Source organism: Actinoplanes octamycinicus (genome assembly GCF_014205225.1).
GTDB lineage: Bacteria > Actinomycetota > Actinomycetes > Mycobacteriales > Micromonosporaceae > Actinoplanes > Actinoplanes octamycinicus.
The window spans coordinates 2,718,056-2,737,806 of record NZ_JACHNB010000001.1; the positions used below are offsets into that span (position 1 = coordinate 2,718,056).

Annotated in this window: 20 protein-coding genes and 1 tRNA gene; 9 read left to right on the plus strand and 12 right to left on the minus strand. The window is 70.6% G+C overall.

The genetic code is table 11. The features are described from left to right. Position 1 precedes the first annotated feature (1 nt). The 5 genes from BJY16_RS12300 (at position 2) to BJY16_RS12320 (ending at position 4,390) form a co-directional block, all read left to right on the plus strand. Complete coding sequence (locus BJY16_RS12300) at positions 2 to 565, plus strand: hypothetical protein (RefSeq protein WP_185039588.1); 564 nt, start codon at positions 2 to 4, stop codon at positions 563 to 565. A 98-nt stretch (positions 566 to 663) separates the two neighbouring features. Continuing rightward, positions 664 to 2,034: an NAD(P)/FAD-dependent oxidoreductase gene (locus BJY16_RS12305; protein WP_185039589.1), complete on the plus strand. Its 1,371-nt coding sequence runs from the start codon at positions 664 to 666 to the stop codon at positions 2,032 to 2,034. A gap of 77 nt (positions 2,035 to 2,111) precedes the next feature. Beyond that, a tRNA-Leu gene (locus BJY16_RS12310) sits at positions 2,112 to 2,194 on the plus strand. Between the two features lie 214 nt (positions 2,195 to 2,408). Next, complete coding sequence (locus tag BJY16_RS12315) at positions 2,409 to 3,290, plus strand: Bax inhibitor-1/YccA family membrane protein (protein WP_185039590.1); 882 nt, start codon at positions 2,409 to 2,411, stop codon at positions 3,288 to 3,290. A gap of 794 nt (positions 3,291 to 4,084) precedes the next feature. Next, positions 4,085 to 4,390 carry a hypothetical protein gene (locus BJY16_RS12320; protein WP_185039591.1) on the plus strand — a complete coding sequence of 102 codons (306 nt, stop codon included), beginning with the start codon at positions 4,085 to 4,087 and terminating at the stop codon, positions 4,388 to 4,390. 426 nt (positions 4,391 to 4,816) lie between these two features. Here the strand turns inward: BJY16_RS12320 and BJY16_RS12325 are convergent, their stop codons facing one another. The 4 genes from BJY16_RS12325 to BJY16_RS12340 form a co-directional block, all read right to left on the minus strand. Beyond that, positions 4,817 to 5,302 carry a GNAT family N-acetyltransferase gene (locus tag BJY16_RS12325; protein WP_185039592.1) on the minus strand — a complete coding sequence of 162 codons (486 nt, stop codon included), beginning with the start codon at positions 5,300 to 5,302 and terminating at the stop codon, positions 4,817 to 4,819. Positions 5,303 to 5,683: 381 nt separating this feature from the next. Then, positions 5,684 to 6,928 (minus strand): acetyl-CoA C-acetyltransferase, encoded by a 1,245-nt coding sequence (locus BJY16_RS12330; protein WP_185039593.1) that lies wholly within the window; start codon positions 6,926 to 6,928, stop codon positions 5,684 to 5,686. Positions 6,929 to 6,984: 56 nt separating this feature from the next. Next, positions 6,985 to 7,773, minus strand: a complete 789-nt coding sequence (locus BJY16_RS12335) for an SGNH/GDSL hydrolase family protein (protein ID WP_185039594.1) — start codon at positions 7,771 to 7,773, stop codon at positions 6,985 to 6,987. 44 nt (positions 7,774 to 7,817) lie between these two features. Then, positions 7,818 to 8,819, minus strand: coding sequence for an SGNH/GDSL hydrolase family protein (locus BJY16_RS12340; RefSeq protein WP_373873463.1), 1,002 nt, complete (start codon positions 8,817 to 8,819; stop codon positions 7,818 to 7,820). A gap of 180 nt (positions 8,820 to 8,999) precedes the next feature. Here BJY16_RS12340 and BJY16_RS12345 point away from each other — a divergent pair, with 180 nt between their 5' ends. After that, complete coding sequence (locus BJY16_RS12345) at positions 9,000 to 9,344, plus strand: YkvA family protein (RefSeq protein ID WP_185039595.1); 345 nt, start codon at positions 9,000 to 9,002, stop codon at positions 9,342 to 9,344. A gap of 3 nt (positions 9,345 to 9,347) precedes the next feature. After that, complete coding sequence (locus BJY16_RS12350) at positions 9,348 to 10,706, plus strand: cystathionine beta-synthase (RefSeq protein WP_185039596.1); 1,359 nt, start codon at positions 9,348 to 9,350, stop codon at positions 10,704 to 10,706. Positions 10,707 to 11,027: 321 nt separating this feature from the next. Here BJY16_RS12350 and BJY16_RS12355 read toward each other — a convergent pair whose 3' ends face one another. Next, positions 11,028 to 11,957, minus strand: coding sequence for a S1C family serine protease (locus BJY16_RS12355; protein WP_185039597.1), 930 nt, complete (start codon positions 11,955 to 11,957; stop codon positions 11,028 to 11,030). Between the two features lie 201 nt (positions 11,958 to 12,158). Here BJY16_RS12355 and BJY16_RS12360 point away from each other — a divergent pair, with 201 nt between their 5' ends. Beyond that, positions 12,159 to 12,452: a hypothetical protein gene (locus BJY16_RS12360; RefSeq protein WP_185039598.1), complete on the plus strand. Its 294-nt coding sequence runs from the start codon at positions 12,159 to 12,161 to the stop codon at positions 12,450 to 12,452. A 668-nt stretch (positions 12,453 to 13,120) separates the two neighbouring features. Here the strand turns inward: BJY16_RS12360 and BJY16_RS12365 are convergent. The 4 genes from BJY16_RS12365 to BJY16_RS12380 all read right to left on the minus strand — a co-directional run bounded on the left by BJY16_RS12365 (position 13,121) and on the right by BJY16_RS12380 (position 17,825). Continuing rightward, the gene (locus BJY16_RS12365; RefSeq protein ID WP_185039599.1) at positions 13,121 to 13,624 is read right to left on the minus strand and encodes a GNAT family N-acetyltransferase; all 504 of its coding nucleotides are present in this window, start codon (positions 13,622 to 13,624) and stop codon (positions 13,121 to 13,123) included. Positions 13,625 to 14,239: 615 nt separating this feature from the next. Next, a complete protein-coding gene (locus BJY16_RS12370; protein WP_185039600.1) occupies positions 14,240 to 15,133 on the minus strand; it encodes a ribonuclease Z in 894 nt (297 codons plus the stop codon). Positions 15,134 to 15,434: 301 nt separating this feature from the next. Beyond that, on the minus strand, positions 15,435 to 16,388 hold the full coding sequence (gene ppk2 / locus BJY16_RS12375) for a polyphosphate kinase 2 (RefSeq protein WP_185039601.1): 954 nt from the start codon (positions 16,386 to 16,388) through the stop codon (positions 15,435 to 15,437). 3 nt (positions 16,389 to 16,391) lie between these two features. Further along, complete coding sequence (locus BJY16_RS12380; RefSeq protein ID WP_185039602.1) at positions 16,392 to 17,825, minus strand: CYTH and CHAD domain-containing protein; 1,434 nt, start codon at positions 17,823 to 17,825, stop codon at positions 16,392 to 16,394. A 96-nt stretch (positions 17,826 to 17,921) separates the two neighbouring features. Between BJY16_RS12380 and BJY16_RS12385 the strand changes: the two genes are divergently transcribed. Further along, the gene (locus BJY16_RS12385; RefSeq protein WP_185039603.1) at positions 17,922 to 18,092 is read left to right on the plus strand and encodes a hypothetical protein; all 171 of its coding nucleotides are present in this window, start codon (positions 17,922 to 17,924) and stop codon (positions 18,090 to 18,092) included. A gap of 64 nt (positions 18,093 to 18,156) precedes the next feature. Here BJY16_RS12385 and BJY16_RS12390 read toward each other — a convergent pair whose 3' ends face one another. The 3 genes from BJY16_RS12390 to BJY16_RS12400 all read right to left on the minus strand — a co-directional run bounded on the left by BJY16_RS12390 (position 18,157) and on the right by BJY16_RS12400 (position 19,749). Beyond that, positions 18,157 to 18,504: a hypothetical protein gene (locus tag BJY16_RS12390; protein WP_185039604.1), complete on the minus strand. Its 348-nt coding sequence runs from the start codon at positions 18,502 to 18,504 to the stop codon at positions 18,157 to 18,159. Between the two features lie 133 nt (positions 18,505 to 18,637). Further along, a complete protein-coding gene (msrA, locus tag BJY16_RS12395) occupies positions 18,638 to 19,300 on the minus strand; it encodes a peptide-methionine (S)-S-oxide reductase MsrA (protein ID WP_185039605.1) in 663 nt (220 codons plus the stop codon). Positions 19,301 to 19,302: 2 nt separating this feature from the next. Then, a complete protein-coding gene (locus tag BJY16_RS12400; protein WP_185039606.1) occupies positions 19,303 to 19,749 on the minus strand; it encodes an HIT family protein in 447 nt (148 codons plus the stop codon). Positions 19,750 to 19,751 lie beyond the last annotated feature (2 nt).

Consider the following 19,751-nt stretch of genomic DNA (forward strand, 5'->3'; position numbering starts at 1 on the left):
CGTGCTGACCACGCTGGTCCGGCGGCTCAGCCGGATACCCACCATGGTCCGCCGGGCCACCGTGCTGCCGTTCCTGGTCCGCTGCGGCATCGCGCTCTGCGGCCTGCTGGCGGCCGCGGTGGCCTGGCCGGCCGAGTTGCTGGCCAGCCAGTTCGTGCTGCCGCTGCTGGTGGTGGCGGTCTGGCCGGCGGTCGCGCCGCGCGGCCGGGGGGCCACCTTCGCCGCGCTGGTCACCGTGGGCGGCTGGATCGTCGACACGGCCGGCTACGACTCCCGGATCGCGCTGTGGCGGGTGCTGTCCCTGGCCACCCTGCTCTACCTCGGTCACACGCTGACCGCGCTGGCCGCGGTCCTGCCCTACGACGCGGTGGTGAACCTGGACGTGCCCGGTCTCTGGCTGGGCCGCGCCCTGATCGTCCTGCTGATCTCGGCCGTGTTGACGGTGCTCGCTCTCGGGCTCACCGAGGACCTTGGGGGAGACGCGTTCCAATTGGCCACATTGGTGGGATTGGCTGCTGCGACGGGTGTGACGATTCTTTTGGTTCGCCTTACCAGGCGGAGCTGAATTCTGGGCAGTTTATGTGGCCTTCGACACTTGACTTTCAAGGTTGCGATGGTCACAGAACGACGCATGAACTGCCTGTCGCGCGCGAGAATAGGGGCGTGAATCCGCCGCGCATAGTCGTCGTAGGTGCAGGTCATGTCGGGCTGTACACGGCCCTACGCCTGTCCAAGAAGCTGAACCGGAACCACGCCGAGGTCGTTGTCATCGACCCCGTGCCGCACATGACCTATCAGCCGTTCCTGCCCGAGGCAGCGGCCGGTAGCATCTCGCCGCGCCACGCCGTTGTGCCGCTGCGCCGTGAGCTGAAGAAGTGCCGCATCGTCTCCGGTGAGGTCACCAAGGTCGAGCACGCTCGCAAGACGGTGACCATCCAGCCGATCGACGGCCCCTCCTACGAGATGGCGTACGACCACATCATCGTGGCGCCCGGCTCGGTCTCGCGGACTCTCCCGATCCCCGGCCTCAGCGAGATCGGTATCGGTCTCAAGACCATCGGTGAGGCCATCTACCTGCGCAACCACATCCTCGACCGGCTCGACGTCGCCGCCGTGACGCCGGACCCGGAGGTGCGCAAGGCCTCGCTGAACTTCGTCTTCGTCGGTGGTGGCTTCGCCGGCATCGAGGCGCTCGCCGAGATGCAGGACGTGGTCGCCGACGCGCTGAAGTACTACCCGGAGCTGGACCCGAAGGAGGTCCACTTCATCCTGGTCGAGGCGACCAACCGGATCCTGCCGGAGGTCGGCCCGGAGATGGGCGCCTACGCCGCCCGGCAGCTCGCCGCCCGCGGCATCGACCTGCGCCTGGACACCTTCCTCAACTCGTGCGTCGACGGCCAGATCGAGCTCTCCGACGGTGACTCGTTCCGCGCCGAGACCCTGGTCTGGACGGCCGGTGTCAAGCCGTCGCCGATGCTGCAGCAGACCGACCTGCCGCTCGGCCCGCGCGGGCACGTCAACTGCCTGCCCACCCTGCAGGTCGCCACGCTGGACGGCGAGGTGCTCGAGGGCGCCTGGGCGGCCGGCGACTGCGCGCAGGTCCCCGACCTGACCAACCCGGGTGGCTGGTGCTCGCCGAGCGCCCAGCACGCGGTCCGGCAGGCCAAGGTGCTCGCCGACAACATCCGGCAGGTCGTCCTCGGCGGCGCCCCGAAGGAGTACCGGCACAAGCACGTCGGCGGCGTCGCCGGCCTGGGCATCAACAAGGGTGTCGCGCACGTCTACGGGATCAAGGTCAAGGGTTACCCGGCCTGGCTGATGCACCGCTTCTACCACGTCAGCCGGATCCCGTCGTTCAACCGCAAGGTGCGGGTGCTGGCCGACTGGGTGCTGGCCTTCGTGCTCAAGCGGGAGACCGTGGCGCTCGGCCAGCTGCACGCGCCGCGGGAGGAGTTCCTCGAGGTGACCCCGCCGGTGGCGCCGAAGCCGAAGGCCGAGGAGAAGTCCGCGGACAAGGTCGGCTCCAGCCGCTGACCGACGGCTCATCCGGGGGCCAGCAGTAAGGCCGTTCCCATCGCCCGGGCGGCACCAGCTACGGTGTTCGCAGGCCCGCCCGGGTGGTGGAATGGCAGACACGGCCGCCTTAAAAGCGGCTGCCCTAACAGGCGTGCGGGTTCGAGACCCGCCCCGGGCACAGATAACGAAGCGGTCGCGACGGTTCGTCGCGGCCGCTCCCGTTTTTGGGGGCGTTTGTGCTCGCCCGGTTACCACTGGGCGGCCCGGGGTACCCATGACACCTGTCATTTTCAGCCTGCTCACAGCTCCCGGGAGCGGCGGTCCGGCCGCACAGCGCTTACCCTGGAGCGACAGGCATTGTTGTGCCGAACCCTCAAGGGAGGCTGGACACAGTGAAGACTTCTAACCCGGTGCTCTCGCGCCTCGGCCAGGCGGCCGAGCGGGAGCGGACGGCCGGGTACGGGCCACACGGGCCGGCCGGGCACGCGGGTTACGGTCAGCCGGGTTACGGCGCGCCGGGCTACGGCCAGCCCGCCTACGGTCAGCCGGCGTACGGGCAGCCGTACCCGACCGCTGATGGCTACGCCGCCGCCCCGCCCTCCGTGCAGCCGATGACCATCGACGACGTGGTCGTCAAGACGGTCACGCTGCTCGGCATCACCGGCATCTCCGCGGTCGCCGCGTGGAACCTGATCCCGACCTCGCTGACCGGCGTCGCCTGGATCGGCGCCGCGATGGTCGGCATCGTGCTCGGCATGGTCATCTCGTTCATGCGGATGGCCAACCCGGCGCTCGTCATCACCTACGCGGTGGTCGAGGGCGTCTTCGTCGGCATGGTCAGCAAGGCGTTCGAGAGCATCCTCGGCTACGACGGCATCATCCTGCAGGCGGTGGTCGCCACCTTCGGGGTCTTCTTCCTGATGGCGGCGCTCTACCGGGCCCGGGTCATCCGCGCCACGCCGAAGTTCCAGCGCATCATGATCTCGGTGATGGCCGGCCTCTTCGGGGTCATGCTGATCAACTTCGTGCTGTACCTGTTCGGCGTCAACACCGGCCTGCGCGACAACGGCCCGCTCGGCTACATCTTCAGCCTGGTCTGCATCGTGGTCGCCTCGCTGAGCTTCATCCTCAACTTCAACGAGATCGAGGAGGGCGTCCGCGCCGGCCTCCCGCGGCGCTACTCGTGGACCGCGGCCTTCGGCATCCTGGTCGGCCTGGTCTGGCTCTACATCGAGATCCTGCGCCTGCTCAGTTACCTCCAGGGCGACGACTGACGGTTCGTCACCAGTCGCCAATCCGCAACGCCCGGCCCGACTCCCCGCGGACCGGGCGTTGCCCCGATCCACTCGACGCCCGGCCCGCCTCGCGGTCCGGGCGTCGCCCCGATCCACCTGACGCCCGGCCCGCCTCGCGGTCCGGGCGTCGCCCTTTCCCGGCGTCCGCCCGTCATCTTCTGGGCCGGTTGCCGCCCGTCGTCCGGGCCCGGCTCTGCCCTACGCGTCAGCCCCCGGCCCTCGCCCTTGTGCGTCGCCGCGGCTGCCGCATTTCTCATCGCCCCTCTTTTCTCATTCGCTGTCGATTGCTGTTCTGCGCCGATGAGGCTTTGTTCTCCGATTAGGCACCGGATATCCGTTCCCCTTTCGTTTCGCGCGGATCGCCTTTACTGCTGGTTGTCCCTTTGGTCACCCGCTGCGACATTCGGTTCGCTGACGGTTCCGCATTCCGCTTCGGTCACGGTGCGCTTTCCGACACCACTTTCCGGTACGACCGGAGCCGGGCTCCCTCCCTCGACTGTCTGGCGGGCTGGCCGTGAGGGGGTGTGTCCCGGCGGCCGAAACACCCCTGGAAGCCAGCCGGGGCCGTGACCGCGCCGCGTGCCGGAGTTCCCAGCGGACTTCGCGTCGTGGGGCGGGCTCCCGGCCGGTGGGGAGGGCGGATCGTGCGGGCTGGTAGTGAGTGGGCGGGCCGCCGACCCCACTACCGGCGCCACCGCCCGTGGGGTGCGGGGCTGCTCAGGGGCGAAGCGGCGGAGTGATCGGCGGCGACGGGTGGCGGGTAGGCTCGCCGGATGTCCGAGTTCGCGACTTCTGTCGAGCGGCTGCTGGCCCAGGTGCGGCACTGGGAGGAGACGCGCTGGGCGGCCGGCGCCGGTGCCGGGACCCGGGGGGATCTGGTCTTCGCGCTGGTGCAGCGGTTGGCCGACCTGAGCGCCGAGGCGGAAGGGCGGGCGTCCCGGCCCGTCCCGCGGGCCCACGACCTGGTGCTGCCCGACCAGCTGCGCGTCATCGCCGACGACATCATCGCCGCCGACCCCACCGTCGACCTGCTGACCAGGGCCACAGCCGCAGTCGACGAGGTCCGCCAAACCCTCTGACGCCCCGCCGGCCGCGCTCACGTGTGGCCGCCCCGCCGCTGATCACCATGAAGCCGTGCCCGAGCGCGCCAGGCGGCCCGGTGCGCCTGCGGCCCCTGCGGGGTTCAAGTGGCCGAGCGGGCCAGCGGGTCCGGTGTGCCTGCGGCCTCTGCTGGGTTCAAGTGGCCGAGCATGCCAGCGGGTTCGGTGCGCCTTTGGCCTCTGCTGGGTTCAAGTGGCGGAGCGTGCTAGGGGGTTCGGTGTGCCTGCGGCCTCTGCTGGGTTCAAGTGGCCGCGCGGGCCTGTGGGGCCGGTGTGCCTGTGGTCTGCGCTGGGTTCAGGTGGCCGAGCGTGCCAGAGGGTCCCGTGTGCCTGTGGTCTCTGCTGGGTTCAGGTGGCCGGGCGGACCAGTGGGGCCGGTGTGCCTCCGGACCGGCCGCTGGCTGGTCAGGTGGTGTGTGGGGGAGTGGGGAGAGGCAGGCTGAGGTTGGTCAGGCCGTCGACCGGGTGGAAGCCGGCTGACTTGTAGAGGGACAGGGCCGGGGTGTTGTCCGGTTCGGTCTGCAAGGAGACGCGGAGGGCGCCGGCGGCTCGGGCCTCGGTGACCACGTGGTCCAGGAGAGCCCGGGCGGTGCCGCCGCGTCGCTGGCCGGGACTCACGAAGAGGTCGCGGATCATCCAGAAGGTGGCCAGCCGCAAGGAGGCCGGCAACACGGCGGTGGTGACGAAACCGCAGGCCGCTGAGGGAGTGGGAGCGGCCGGGAAGGCCAGGAAGGCGCGCAACTCGCCGGAGCGCAACCGCTCGGACAGCCAGCCGGCGGTCCGGGCCGGTTCGGGCGTCTCGCCGTAGTGCGCCCGGTAGTCGTCGAAGAGCCGCACCAACTGGACGAAGTCCGGATCGCCGGGATGCGCCGGTTCGATGGTCACGCTCATCCGCTCAGCCTTGTCGATGCGCCCGGTCTCGTCGACCCCGGTACCCGGAATCACGGGCTGTTGACCGAGGTGCCGGAAGATAGCCGGCCGGGGGACGTCCCGGAAGGCCGCTGGCCGCGGGCTTGCCGGAAAGTGGGGCTGCGGGCGTATCGGACGGCGGCGGGCGCCGGGCGTACCGGAGAGTGGTCAGTTGCGGCGCGCCGAAAAGGTGGGCTGCGGGCGTACCGGAAAGTGGTCAGTTGCGGCGCGCCGAAAGGGGCGGGCGGCGGGCGTACCGGAAATTGTCTTGGGAATGGGGCGGGCCCGGCGCGGAGACGCCGGGCCCGGTGTGGAGCGGTCGGATCGGATCGGAAGGCGGCCGGAGGCCGGATCCGGGACCGGTCAGCTGAGGCGTTCGATGATCAGGGCCATGCCCTGGCCGCCGCCGACGCACATGGTCTCCAGGCCGATCGACTTGTCGTGCCAGTCGAGAGAGTTGATCAGGGTGCCGGTGATCCGGGCGCCGGTCATGCCGAACGGGTGGCCGACCGCGATCGCGCCGCCGTTGACGTTCAGTTTCTCCAGCGGGATGCCCAGATCCTGGTAGGACGGGATGACCTGGGCCGCGAACGCCTCGTTGATCTCGACCAGGTCGACGTCGTCGATGGTCATGCCGGCCCGCTTCAGCGCCTGCTTGGAGGCCTCCACCGGGCCGAGACCCATGATCTCCGGGGAGAGCGCGGTGACGCCGGTGGAGACGATCCGGGCGAGCGGCGTGATGCCCAGCTCCCGGGCCTTGGTGTCGCTCATGATGACCAGCGCGGCGGCGCCGTCGTTGAGCGGGCAGCAGTTGCCGGCGGTGACCCGGCCGTCCTCCCGGAAGACCGGCTTGAGCTGGGAGACCGCGTCCAGGGTGACGCCCGCGCGGGGGCCGTCGTCCTTCGACACGACGGTGCCGTCGGGCAGCGTCACCGGGGTGATCTCGCGGGCCCAGAAGCCGTTCGCGATGGCCTTCTCGGCCAGGTTCTGCGAGCGGACGCCGAACTCGTCCATCTCCTCGCGGGAGACGTTCTTCAGCTGGGCGAGGTTTTCCGCGGTGTAGCCCATCCCGATGTAGATGTCCGGGAGCTGGCCGTCCTCGCGCGGGTCGTGCCAGACCCCGCCGTTCTTCGCGGTGGCCGCGGTGCGTGCCTGGGCCTCCTCGAAGGCCGGGTTCTCCCAGCCGCCGCCGACCAGGGCCTGGGCGGCCGAGGGCAGGCCGTCGGAGCTGCCCCGGGCGAACCGGGACACGGTCTCCACACCGGCCGAGATGAAGATGTCGCCCTCACCGGCCTTGATGGCGTGGAACGCCATCCGGGTGGTCTGCAGCGACGACGAGCAGTAACGGGTGATGGTGGCGGCGGGCAGGCCGTCCAGGCCCAGCTTGGTGGCGACCACGCGGCCCATGTTGAAGCCCTGCTCACCGCCGGGCAGGCCGCAGCCGAGGTAGAGGTCCTCGATCAGGGCGCGGTCAAGCTGGGGCACCTTGTTGAGCGCGGCGTCGACGATGGTGGCGGTGAGGTCGTCGGGGCGCAGATCCTTGAGCGAGCCCTTGTGGGCGCGGCCGATCGGTGAGCGGGCAGTGGCGACGATGACAGCTTCCGGCATGGTCCCAGTTTACTTACGGGTAACATGGTCGGAAGTGTGGATTTGTCACACCCGCTTCACACACCGCTCATCGTGGCCTTGGCTACCGCCGGATAGAGCGCGTGCGCCCACACCCGATAGCCGTCCGCGGACGGGTGGAACCCGTCGTAGCAGAGCGTCCCCGCGTCGGCCCGGAACACCGTGCCGGTCTCCGCGCCCAGATCGACCACCGAGCCGCCGGCCTCGGTCACCGCCTTGGCCTGGGCCCGCGCCATCCGGCGCCCGAGCAGCCCGGCGATCTGCCGCAGCGGCGGCGCCATCGAGCGCATCGCGCCCAGGTCGGGGCAGGTGCCGACGACCACCTGCACGCCGGCCGAGCGCAGCCGCCGGACCGCCTGGGCCAGGTGGCCGGCCGCCTCCTCCGGAGCGCGCAGCGAGGTGGCGTCGTGCGAGCCGATCAGGATCACCGCCACGTCCGGCCGGGTGCCGAGCAGGGCCCGGGCCACCTGGGTGGCCAGGTCCATCGACCGCGAGCCGGCCACACCCACGCTGGACAGCAGCACGTGCCGCGGGCCGGTCTCCGGGGTGCCGTCGGCGACCAGCCGGGCCAGCTGCCCGCCGACCGTGTCGGCCAGCCACTCCACGCCGACCCCGACCGCGGCCGAGTCGCCGAGCAGCACCAGCCGCAGCGGCGGGGCGCCGGCCGGGCCCATCGACGTGCGCAGGGCCAGCCCCATGGTGGGTTTGGCGTAGCGGCGGGCCTTGGCGGCCAGCATCTCCCCGGCGAGCAGGGCGGCGCCGCCCAGCGCGCCGGCGAGCAGGCTCGTGGCCGCGGCCTTGGTCAATCGTTCCGGCAGCCCAGCCATGTCCCGCCTCCCTGCGTCCGGTCGACTTCGATGATCCTTCTTCTCTACCCTACGGCGCTGGCCGCACCCGGCTTCGATCCCGAGCCGAACCAGTGCCGCGACTCCCCGAACCACGGGTGCCGGCGCAACTGTGCCCAGCGCCCGCCGGCCCGGACCGGGCTGACCTCGGTGCCCGGCGCGCGGACCGCCTCGTCGGCCGCCTCCGGCAGGGTGCGCACCGTCTCGGCGAGCGGCACGGCGGGCCGGTCGTCCTCGCCCAGGGCAGCCATCACCGTCGGCATCATGACGGCCGCAGCTCGTGCGTACCCCTCGGCGGACGGGTGAAAACGATCCGAGCCGAACATCCGTGCGGGGTCGGCCTCGAACATCGGGCCGAGCAGGTTGCCGATCGACACGGTCCGGCCACCGGCGCGGACCACGGCGACCGTCTGCGCGGCCGCCAGCTGCCGGCTCCAGCGCCGGGCCAGCCAGCGCAGCGGCGGCTTGATCGGCTGGATGGCGCCGATGTCCGGGCAGGTGCCGACGACCACCCGGCACCCCGCCTCGCGCAGCCGGCGCACCGCGTCGCCGAGGTGGGTGACCGCGGACGCCCGCGCCGAGAAGTGCGTGACGTCATTGCCGCCGATCAGGATGATCGCCAGGTCCGGCTGGTAGTCCAGGGCGGCGTCCACCTGCCAGGGCAGGCCGGCCGAGACCGAACCGACCACGGCCAGCCGGTGCAGCCGCACCGGGCGGTGCAGGCGGCGGGAGATGCCGGTGGCGAAGAGCGCGCCGGGTGTCTCCCGCGGGCGGTGCACGCCGTAACCGGCCGCCGACGAGTCACCGAGGATCACCAGGTTGAGTGGCCGGCCGGGAAATTTCGCGCCGTAGACGCCGTCGCCCCGGGGCGGTGGCGCCTCGGCCAGCGGGATGATCCGGCGCGCGTCGGCGGCCTGGCGCATCAGGAGGCCGGCGGAGAGGGCGGTGAGGCCGGCGAGCACCCCGGCGATCTGCCCGGCTGCCTTGATCCGCTGCCGGGTGCCCGTGCTGATGACAATGGTGTTCACAGTCTCCCTCGCTGTCGTCCGAAGGGAACCATCCGGCCCGGCGTTCGCTCCCCGGGTGTGGGAGCCGTCCGGCACGGCCTAGATCGGCACCTGGCGTCGGGATTCGAGGCTAACTCGCGATGGCGAGAGGCAATCATGGCGTACCCAAGTCATGCTGGAGTTGCGGAAAGGGGAACAGACATGGCCAAAACTCTGAAACGTACGGCGGCCTTCACCGCACTCGGCCGGGCCCTGATGGCCGGCGCCCGCGGCGGACCGTCGCTGAGCAGGCGGCTCGCCGCGATCCCGCGGATGCTCAAGGCCACCGCCAAGGGTGAGTACGACGGCGGCATGCGGCTCGCCCTGATGGCCGCCGCCACCGCCTATGTGATCTCGCCCATCGACGCCGTGCCGGAGGCCGTCCTGTTCGTCTTCGGGCTGGTCGACGACGCGGTGGCGATCACCTGGCTGGCCGGCACGGTGCTCAGCGAGACCGAGCGGTTCCTGGAGTGGGAGCGGGTGACCAAGCCCGTCGTCGTACGCTGAAGCGTGCGCTATTACGACAACGTGGTCGAGATCATCGGCAACACCCCGCTGGTCCGGCTCAAAAGCGTGACCGAGGGCATCAGTGCCACCGTGCTGGCCAAGGTCGAGTACATGAATCCCGGCGGTTCGGTGAAAGACCGGATCGCCCTGCGGATGGTCGAGGACGCCGAGGCCGCGGGGCTGCTCAAGCCCGGCGGCACGATCGTCGAGCCGACCAGCGGCAACACCGGGGTGGGCCTGGCCCTGGTGGCGCAGCAGCGAGGCTACAAGTGCGTCTTCGTCTGCCCGGACAAGGTCAGCGAGGACAAGCAGAACGTGTTGCGGGCCTACGGCGCCGAGGTCGTGGTCTGCCCGACCGCGGTGGCCCCGGAGGACCCGCGTTCCTACTACAACGTCTCCGACCAGCTGACCCGGGACATCCCGGGCGCCTGGAAACCCGACCAGTACAGCAACCCGGCCAACCCGCGGTCGCACTACGAGCAGACCGGCCCGGAGCTCTGGGAGCAGACCGACGGCAAGATCACCCACTTTGTGACCGGGGTGGGCACCGGCGGGACGATCAGCGGCGTCGGGCGCTACCTCAAGGAGCAGGGCGACGTCCGGGTGATCGGCGCCGACCCGGAGGGCTCGGTGTACTCCGGCGGTACCGGCCGGCCGTACCTGGTGGAGGGCGTCGGCGAGGACTTCTGGCCGACCGCCTACGACCAGTCGGTCACCGACGAGGTGATCAAGGTGAGCGACTCGGACTCGTTCGAGATGACCCGCCGCCTGGCCCGCGAGGAGGGCCTGCTGGTCGGTGGCTCGTGCGGGATGGCCGTGGTCGCGGCGCTCGAGGTGGCCCGCAAGGCCGGCCCGGACGACGTGGTCGTGGTGCTCCTGCCGGACGGCGGCCGCGGTTACCTCTCCAAGATCTTCAACGACAAGTGGATGGCCCGGTACGGCTTCCTGCGCACCCCCGGCGACGCCCCGACGGTGGCCGACGCGCTGGCCGCCAAGGGCGCCGAGATCCCGCCGCTGGTGCACGTGCACCCGACCGAGACGGTGCGCGACGCGATCGACTACATGCGGGAGTACGGCGTCAGTCAGCTCCCCGTCCTCAAGGCCGAGCCGCCGGTGGTGACCGGAGAGGTGGCCGGGTCGATCTCGGAGAAGGCGCTGATGGACGCGCTGTTCACCGGTCAGGCGCACCTGCACGACACGATCGAGCGGCACATGGGCGAGTCGCTGCCGATGATCGGTGGCGGGGAGCCGGTGAGCGAGGCGGTGGCCCTGCTGGAGAAGGCGGACGCCGCGATGGTTTTGGTCGACGGCAAGCCGGCCGGCGTCCTGACCCGGCAGGACCTGCTGACGCATCTGAGCTGAGCTGAGCTGGCTGGCTTCGCTTCGCTCCGCGGCAATGCTGAGCTGGCTGGCTTCGCTTCGCTTCGCGGCAATGCTGAGCTGGCTGGCTTCGCTTCGCTCCGCGGCAATTCGCCTTGTAACCGGTGAGAGGGGCGCGGTTTTTCCGCCACCGCACACCCCGCGGCGTCGGAAAAACCGTGCCCCTCTCACCGGCGGCGAATTGCGGCCTGTCAGGGCAACTCCGTGGGGACGGTCAGGACGTCGGCAAGGCGTTGCGTCGCAGCAGCGTGATCGGCAGGTGGACGCCGATCGCTGGGCCCGCCGGCGGCGAATTGCGGCCTGTCAGGGCAACTCCGTGGGGACGGTGAGGACGTCCACCAAGGCGTTGCGTCGTAGCAGCGTGATCGGCAGGTCGACGCCGATCGCCGGGCCCAGCATCAGCCGCTGCAGGGCCTGCACCGACGTGGTGGGGCGGCCGCCCGCCGTGATCAGCACGTCACCCAGGTAGATCCCGGCCAGCCCGGCCGGGCTGCCCGGCACCACCTCCACCACGCGCAGGCCCTGTTTCTGGCCCAGCCGCTCGGCGAGTGGTGGCGGCAGCGGAGCGGGCACCCCGGCCACGCCCAGCCAGGCGCGCCGGACCCGGCCGGTGGCGACCAGCTCGCCGATGATCGAGCGGGTGGTGTCGTTGATCGGGACGGCCAGGCCCAGCCCGTACCCGGCAACCGCGGTGTTCACCCCGACCACCGTGCCGGTCGAATCGGCCAGCGCGCCGCCGGAATTGCCGGGGTTCAGCGCGGCGTCGGTCTGGATGACGTTGTCGATGATCCGGACCCGGCGGCCGTCCCGGGCCGGCAGCGAACGGCCCAGCCCGGAGACCACCCCGGCGGTGACCGAGCCGGCCAAACCCATCGGGTTGCCGACTGCCACCACCAGCTGACCGATCCGCAGCCGGTCCGCGTCGCCGAGCGGCGCGGCCGGCGCGCCCGGATGGTGCACCCGGACCACCGCCAGGTCGGAGAGCGGATCCGCGCCGACCACGTCGAAGGCCGTGTCGGTGCCGTCCGCGAAGGCCGCCGAACCAGTGGTGGCGCCGGCCACCACGTGCGCGTTCGTCAGCAGGAAGCCGTCGTCGGTGAAGGTGACCGCGGAGCCGGCGCCGCCGCGCGGGGAACTGATCGTGAGTGCCGCCACCGAGGGCAGGAGGCGGCTGGCCACACCGGTGACGATGCGGCTGTAGGCATCGAGCGCCTCGGATTCTTCGGTGTCCATGTCCGGGTCAACGCCGAGTCCGCCCACGTCGATGCCGATGGATCGTCCGCCGTCGGCGAACACGGCACCGCGGACACTGTGGACATCAGCGGTTACAGATAGTCGCCACAATCGCACAGACAGTCCGACCAGCGGAGGACCCCATGCGGTTGTATGTGTCGTGACGGAGCTATGAGCCACTCCCGGACGAAGGGGTAGGGGATGGTCGACGTCGACGAGGCGGCGCCTGCCGACATCGTGGATCGGCTGCTGTGGCAGGACGCGCAGCAGATGCTCGGCCGGCATCTGACAGCCGGACCGGACGGCAACTGTGTCTGGTGTGGATGGCGCTGGCCGTGCTCGGCCCGCCGGCTGGCGGAGCGCGCCGACGCGGTGTCCCGCCGCCCCTGGCGCGAGGCCTGGACCCTGCGCCACGACCGCAACAGCCTGCCGGCCTCGATGACCGATCGCGGCCGCCTGGAACACAACCACCACCATCGGAGGTACCTGGACTGAGACTTCGACGTCGTCGACGAGCTTGACCGTCCCCCGGCAAGCCTTGGCTTCCCGGCCCGGCGAACGTCTCCCGGCGGTGACGCCGGTGCGCCCCGCCAGCGCTCCGGTATTCCCGCGCCCAAGCCCGCTCCGAACCGGGCAGGGATCAGCACGCCTCCGCTGATCCCGCGCCTCCGGCCAGGCGCACCGGTTCGAGCGGGGCGGTTGGCGGGAGCGCGTGACTACAGGTTCCCCCGCATTCACTCGGTCGCGCGTTCCCGCCCAACCAGCAGCCCGCCGCCCCAAAGCGGCGGGCGCTTCCATTCGTCCCAAGCCGCGTCCGCGTCCCCGCGCCGCGTCCGCGTCCCCGCGCCGCTTTCGCTTCTGCGTGACCTCGCGCCGTGTCCGCTTCTTCGTGACCCGCGCCGCTTCCGCGTACCTCTTGGCCGCTTCTCTCCTCCGGTCCAGCTTCCCGGACCGAACCGCATGCCTCCTGGCCGCTTGCCTCCTCCGGTCCAGCTACCCACCGCCGTCCGCCCGTCGTCCGGGCCGGACCGTCTGCCTTTCCTCTGCCATCGGGCCGGCGACCGGGCGGGATGGAGAGCGAGCCATCCACCACGCCGTGAGTTTCCGCGTTGACGACCGGCCGTTGGATCGGTCTCCCGGGGCACTGGACTGCTACGGCGGGCCTACAGCGGGTGTGAGTAGCGGAGCTGGGGGACTGGGACGCCGTTGATGGGCTCGGTGCGGGTGGCGCCGTCGGGGTGCCAGCCGCCGTTCTCGTAGAAGCGGCGGGCCTGATGGTTTTCGCTCAGCACCCAGAGGACCGCACGGTCGCCGCCGAGGCTGGGCAGCTCCTTCAACGCGTGGATCATCAGCGCGCGGCCGACGCCGGTGCCGATGTGGTCCGGATCGACGTGGATGGCGTAGAGCTCGACGGCGCCCGGAGTCTCACTCGGGCCGATGTAGCTGAAGCCGGCCAGCTCGCCATCCACCTCGGCGAGCGTCATCCGGTGTGTCTCCTGCTCCCAGCGCCAGCGCTCCGCCCACCACTCGCCGAACGACTCAGCGGTGCGTGCCTCGAGGACCTCCCGGCTGATGAAGCCGGAGTAGGCAGCCACCCGGGAACGCTGATGCAGAAAACCGACCCGGATCGGATCGGTCTCGGCAGCGGGACGCAGCAGAACGCTCATGCGAACGACACTAGTGCCGCGAACCGAGCGAAAGCCGGTTGTCCACAATGCTGCTTCGTCCACAGGTCGCCCCGCACGCCCGCCCTTTCCCCGTGACACTGTCGAGCGGGGGCAACCCCCTGGGAGGGCGGGTTCTGTGGTGGTGGCGTGGCCGTGATCATGACGGGTGGAACCGGCCGATACATGCAGCCCGCAGCGCAGGGTCTGCTCGTCCTCGGCGTGCGCGGGCGGCCGGGCGCCGTCGGTCGATGATGCGTGTAGAAGCGGCGCGTGATTGGTCAGGGCGCCGTGAGTCAACGGCGTGTGGGAGCGGCGCGTGATTGGTCAGGGCGCCGTGAGTCAACGGCGTGTGGGAGCGGCGCGTGATTGGTCAGGGCGCCGTGAGTCAACGGCGTGTGGGAGCGGCGCGTGATTGGTCAGGGCGCCGTGAGTCAACGGCGTGTGGGAGCGGCGCGTGATTGGTCAGGGCGCCGTGAGTCAACGGCGTGTGGGAGCGGCGTGTGACTGGTCAGGGCGCCGTGAGCCGACTGCGTGTGGAAGCCGCGCGTGACTGGTCAGCGGCGTGTGACGAGGGTGGACGAGCGTCCCCGGTCAGTGCGAACCCCCAACACCCGATCAACGACGCCCCGGGAAGGGGACGCGCAGCAGATCCTCGGCGATGGTGATCGGGCCGTCGAATTCCTTGCGGGCTTCCTCCAGGAAACGGGACGGGTCCTGGTAGCGCTGCGAGAAGTGGGTCAGCACGACGTGCCGCACCCCGCACTCCCGGGCCACCGCCGCCGCCTGCCCGGCGGTCAGGTGACCCACCTGGGCTGCCATCCCGGCGTCCTCGGCCAGGAACGTCGACTCGATGACCAGCAGGTCCACCCCTTGGGCCAGGGCGTAGACGTTGTCGCACAGGCCGGTGTCCATCACGAAGGCCATGCTCTGGCCGGGCCGGACGGTGCTCACCTGCTCCAGGGTGACCGGGCCGGCGCGGCCGGTGCGCTGCAGCTCGCCGACGGCGGGGCCGCTGATCCCGTGGGCGCTGAGCAGGTCGGGGAGCATGCGGCGGGAGTCCGGCTCGGTGAGGCGGTAGCCGTACGTCTCGATCGAATGATGCAGCGGCAGGGCGGTGAGGCGCCCCGCGGACGTCTCCGCGACGAAGGCCGCGCCCACCGGCGACGGCACGATGTCGGCGTTGTCCCAGTAGCTCGTGGCGTGCCGGAGCCGGTCGTAGAACTCCTGGCCACCGGCCGGGTAGTGGACCGACACCGGGTGCGGCACCCGGTCCAGTGAGATCCGCTGCAGGATGCCGGGCAGGCCGAGGCTGTGGTCGCCGTGGAAGTGGGTGACGCAGATCCGTGTGATCGGGGTCACCGGGAGGCCGGCCAGCAGCAGCTGGCGCTGGGTGCCCTCGCCCGGGTCGAAGAGGATCACCTCGTCGTCGAAGCGGAGCAGGTAGCCGTTGTGGTTGCGGTGCCGGGTCGGCACCTGGCTGGCGGTGCCCAGAACGACCAGCTCACGCATCAGAGACCCCCGGCTGCGCCGATCCAGGAACAGAAATGAAGCGACCCCCGGGGACTTCCACACTCGCGAGCGAGTGAGGTCCGGTCGGACAAGGCCGGATCCCCGGGGGTCGGGTGGCTGTCTGGTACTCGCCGGGCCGCTGCCACACGGTCTCGACGCATTCAAAACGAAGCTGTCAAGGACAGCGGCTAGCGGACAGCCACCTCACGAGTCCCGTTGCTATACAACTTCGGACCACCTCCCTTCACGTGTACGGCCACGTTAACCACCCGCCGCCGTCCCCGCCAACGGTTTTGAATCACTAGAGCCGCGGGAATACGCGAGGGCCGTCCTCGGTCGTCTCGACCACCAGGGAAGCGGGGCCGACGATCAACGGGTCCGGCTTGCCGACGACCTCCTCGTCCTTGCCGTCGTAGTCGAACCGGCACAGCACGTGCCGCATGGCCTCCAGGCGGGCGCGTTTCTTGTCGTTGCTCTTCACCACGGTCCACGGCGCGTCGGCGGTGTCGGTGTAGAAGAACATCGCCTCCTTCGCCTCGGTGTAGTCGTCCCACTTGTCCAGCGACTCGAGGTCCATCGGCGAGAGCTTCCACTGCCGGACCGGGTCGACCTGGCGGATCGCGAACCGGGTGTGCTGCTCCTTCTGGGTCACCGAGAACCAGAACTTGACCAGCTTGATGCCGGAGAGGACCAGCATCCTCTCCAGCTCCGGGGTCTGCCGGAGGAACTCCAGGTACTCCTTGCGGTCGCAGAAACCCATCACCCGCTCGACGCCGGCCCGGTTGTACCAGGACCGGTCGAAGAGCACGATCTCACCGGCGGACGGCAGGTGCTTGATGTAGCGCTGGTAGTACCACTGGGTGCTCTCCCGCTGGTTAGGTTTCTCCAGCGCGACCACCGAGGCGCCCCGCGGGTTGAGGTGCTCCATGAAGCGCTTGATGGTGCCGCCCTTGCCGGCCGCGTCCCGGCCCTCGAAGAGGATGACCAGGCGCTCCCCGGTGTCCTTGCACCAGTTCTGCAGCTTCAGCAGCTCGATCTGCAGCAGCCGCTTGTGGTGGTCGTACTCGGCGCGGGACAGCCGTTCGTCGTACGGATAGTCCTCCCGCCAGGTGTCCACCGGGCTGCCGTCGGCTTTCAGCAGCCGGGGGTCGTCGTCCTCGTCGTCGACCACCCGGTAGCCGGTCAGCTCGGCGATCGGCCCCGCGTAGGGGTGGGTGATCGCCTCTTCGTATTCACGGTCGACTTCAGTGCTCATGTCTCACGCCTTCACCAGCCAACGACGGACCTTTTTACGCCGTGACGCCCGCACCAGCGCGGGGACAGCGATGAGAGTCTCCTTACCCACGGCCTCCTGCCGGCCGTAGAGAACGCCGAAATAGAAACTGTCCGGCCCGATTTCATGCAGTGTTTCCCGGGCGATCGTGGAGTCCTGGTGCGCGCCCAGGCCGTCCTGCAGGGCGGTCAGCGACTTGACCAGCCGCTTGGCCGGCTTGCCGGACTCGGGGGTGATCAGCTCGACGGCGTACCGCGCCTGCTTGTACTTCTTGCGGGCCGCGTGCAGCTCCTCGTCGACGCCGTCGGCCAGCGCGGTGTCCAGCCGCTCGTCCGCCTTGGCGAGCACCTTGCGGGCCCGCTCGGCCGGGTTGCGGGTGTCCGGCAGCGGGGTGTCGGCGAGCGCGTCGATCCGGTCCAGCAGCTCCAGGTAGCGGTCCGAGTCGAGGGCGGCGACCAGCTCCTCGCGGCCCTTGGCCACCCGGTGCTCCAGCGCCGCCCGGATCCGGTTGCCGGCGGACTGGAACTCCGGGCCGGCGTCACCCAGCCCGGCCAGCAGCTTGCCCTCCAGCACCTGCGGGTCGCGGACCGCGCCCAGCGTCCCGGCCAGCCAGCGCAGCTCGTCGCCGAGCCCGTCGGTGGCCGGCTCCGGGAACCAGCGGCGGAAACTCTTCAGCGTGCTGCGCAGCCGCCGGGTGGCGACCCGCATCTTGTGCACGGCCTCCTCGTCACCCCGCCGGGCCGCCGGATCGTGCTCGATGATCGCGTCACGTTGCTCGCGGACGTACCGGGAAACGGGGTTGATCTTGTCGTGCCGGTCCGGCTGGGACGCGGCGAGCCGGCCGGCCAGCGCGCGGGACAGCTTGGACGGGCCGGCAGCGGGCGTGGCACCGGCCTTGAGCAGCACCTTCTCCACCGCGGCGAGCAGTTTCTCGTCGCCGTCGACCAGCTCGACCTCGACCTCCTGCCAGGCGCTGTGGTCGTCGCCGGCGTCGGCCCGGACCTGGTCCTGGGCGATCAGTGCGAGGGTGCGGCCGGAGTCGTCGCGCAGCGGGGTCTCCACCCGGTGGGTCCGCAGCCGGCACACCGGCTCCAGCGGGTGGCGCCGGACATAGGTGCGGACCAGGGCGCGCAGCTCGTCCGGGACCTGCTCGCTCGCGCCGGGCATCCGGTGCTCCTTGCGGCCGCTGCCGTCGGCCGGCGTCTTCAGGTGCCAGCCCGCGTCGTGCCCCCCGGAGCGGCGGCGAAGAGTCCGACGGTTTTTCGTCAACCGGAGGTCGTGCGTGTCGAAGTAGGTGGCGTCGAGGTCGTGGGTCTCGGCGCCGTCGGACCGCGTGATGCCGGCGACACCGGTCAGGTCCGGAAGTTCGAAGGACTCGGGGACGTCGTACTTGCGTTCGGTCTCGGTCGCGGTCTCCACCCGATCAATGGTGCCCGCCCGGACCGTTTCGACACAGCGATGTCTCAGGTTGCCCTGGCATCGTGAAATTCTGCCTCGGTTGTTGGGAGTCGCTGTATGGAGAAGTCGGATCGTCGCCAGGTCCCGCTCGCGGGGTTGCGGTTGATCGGAGCCGGTGCGGTGCTCGGGCTGGCGCTCGCGGCGCCGGCGGGCCCGGCGCAGGCCGCGCCGCCGCGTCCGGACGCCGCCCCGACGGCCGAGCACGACGCCCCCAACCCGGACCGCTGACCGGTTCCCGCTCCGCTGCGGGCTGTTTCCCGGTACGCGGGTAGGCGCTTCCGGACTCCCGCTCTCAGAGGCGGGCCGAGCGGCTGGTGTGCAGGTAGAGCGCGCGGGAATAGTTGGCCGACGCCGCCCCGTAATACATGCTCGCCAAGGACACGTAGAAGTTGTTGTTGGTGATCGCGTTCTTCGCGGCCGTCGACGCCGACCAGCGGATCTCCGCGTCCGTGGTCCCGATGCCCCGGCGCTCGCAGCGCAGCCGGTTCATCTCCTTGCCGGTCTTCCACATGTTCAGCGCGTTCTCGGCCTCGCGCATCATCGCCCGAGCCTGCTCCAGCATCGCCTCGGCCTGTGCCCAGGCGTCCCGCTCGTCAGAGTCGCGGAACCGCTCGTCGTGGTGAAAAAGGCTCGCTGACATCGATCCACCTCCCGCCCGTCTCACTTCCGAGTGTGCGGCGGGAGGTCGGGACCTGTCGATTTTTGTACCTCGACGGCGTGAACACTTCCGGTCAAACGCGCCGCGCCGGAAGATCCGGCGCGGCGCCGTGCGGTCAGCCCTCGGTCTTGGCGACGCCGATCGGGCAGGACAGGCCGTTGGGGCCGTGGTTGCAGTAGCCGTTCGGGTTCTTGGTGGGGGCCAGGTACTGCTGGTGGTAGTCCTCGGCGAAGTAGTAGTCGCCGAGCGGGCGGATCTCGGTGGTGATCTCGCCGAGGCCGGCCTTGGTGACCACCGGCTGGAAGGCGGCCAGCGACGCGCGGGCGGTCTCGGCCTGCGCCTCGGTGGTGGTGTAGATCGCCGAGCGGTACTGGGTGCCGACGTCGTTGCCCTGGCGCATGCCCTGGGTGGGGTCGTGGTTCTCCCAGAACGCCTTGAGCAGCTGCTCGTAGCTGATCTTGCTGGGGTCGTAGACCACCTGGACCACCTCGGTGTGGCCGGTGGTGCCCGAGCACACCTCCTCGTAGGTCGGGTTGGCGGTGAACCCGCCGGCGTACCCGGCCGAGGTGGAGTGGACGCCCGGCAGCTGCCAGAAGATCCGCTCGGCGCCCCAGAAACAGCCCATCCCGAAGACGGCGACCTCGTAGCCGACCGGCCACGGGCCCTCCAGCGGGGTGCCCAGGACCTCGTGCTTGTCGGCGACCGGCATCGAGATCAGCCGGCCTGGCAGGGCGGTCTCGGCGGTGGGCAGGTCAAGCTTCTTGTGCCGCAGGAACACGGTCACTCCCTTCGTCCGCTGTCTGTAACGCCGAGGCGGCGGTATTCCTTACCGATGTTCTCGGCGAACTCCGCGGCCTCCTCGTCGCCGGCGTACTTGTGCCGGGGCCAGAAGAACCCGCGCAGGCCGTCGCCCTTGGTCCGGGGCACGACGTGGGTGTGCAGGTGCGGCACCGACTGGGAGACGAGGTTGTTCATCGCGACGAAGGTCCCGGTGGTGCCGAGGGCCGCGGGCACCGCCGCGCTGAGGCGCTGCACCAGCCCGAAATACCCGCCGATCAGGTCGGCGGGGAGCTCGGTGAGCTGGACGATGTGGGGGCGGGGCACCACCAGGACGTGCCCTTTGAACACCGGCCGGGTGTCGAGGAAGGCCAGCCCGGACGGCTCGTCGGCGACCTTGAACGCCGGGACATCGCCCGCCACGATTCCACAGAACACGCAGTCCGCCACGG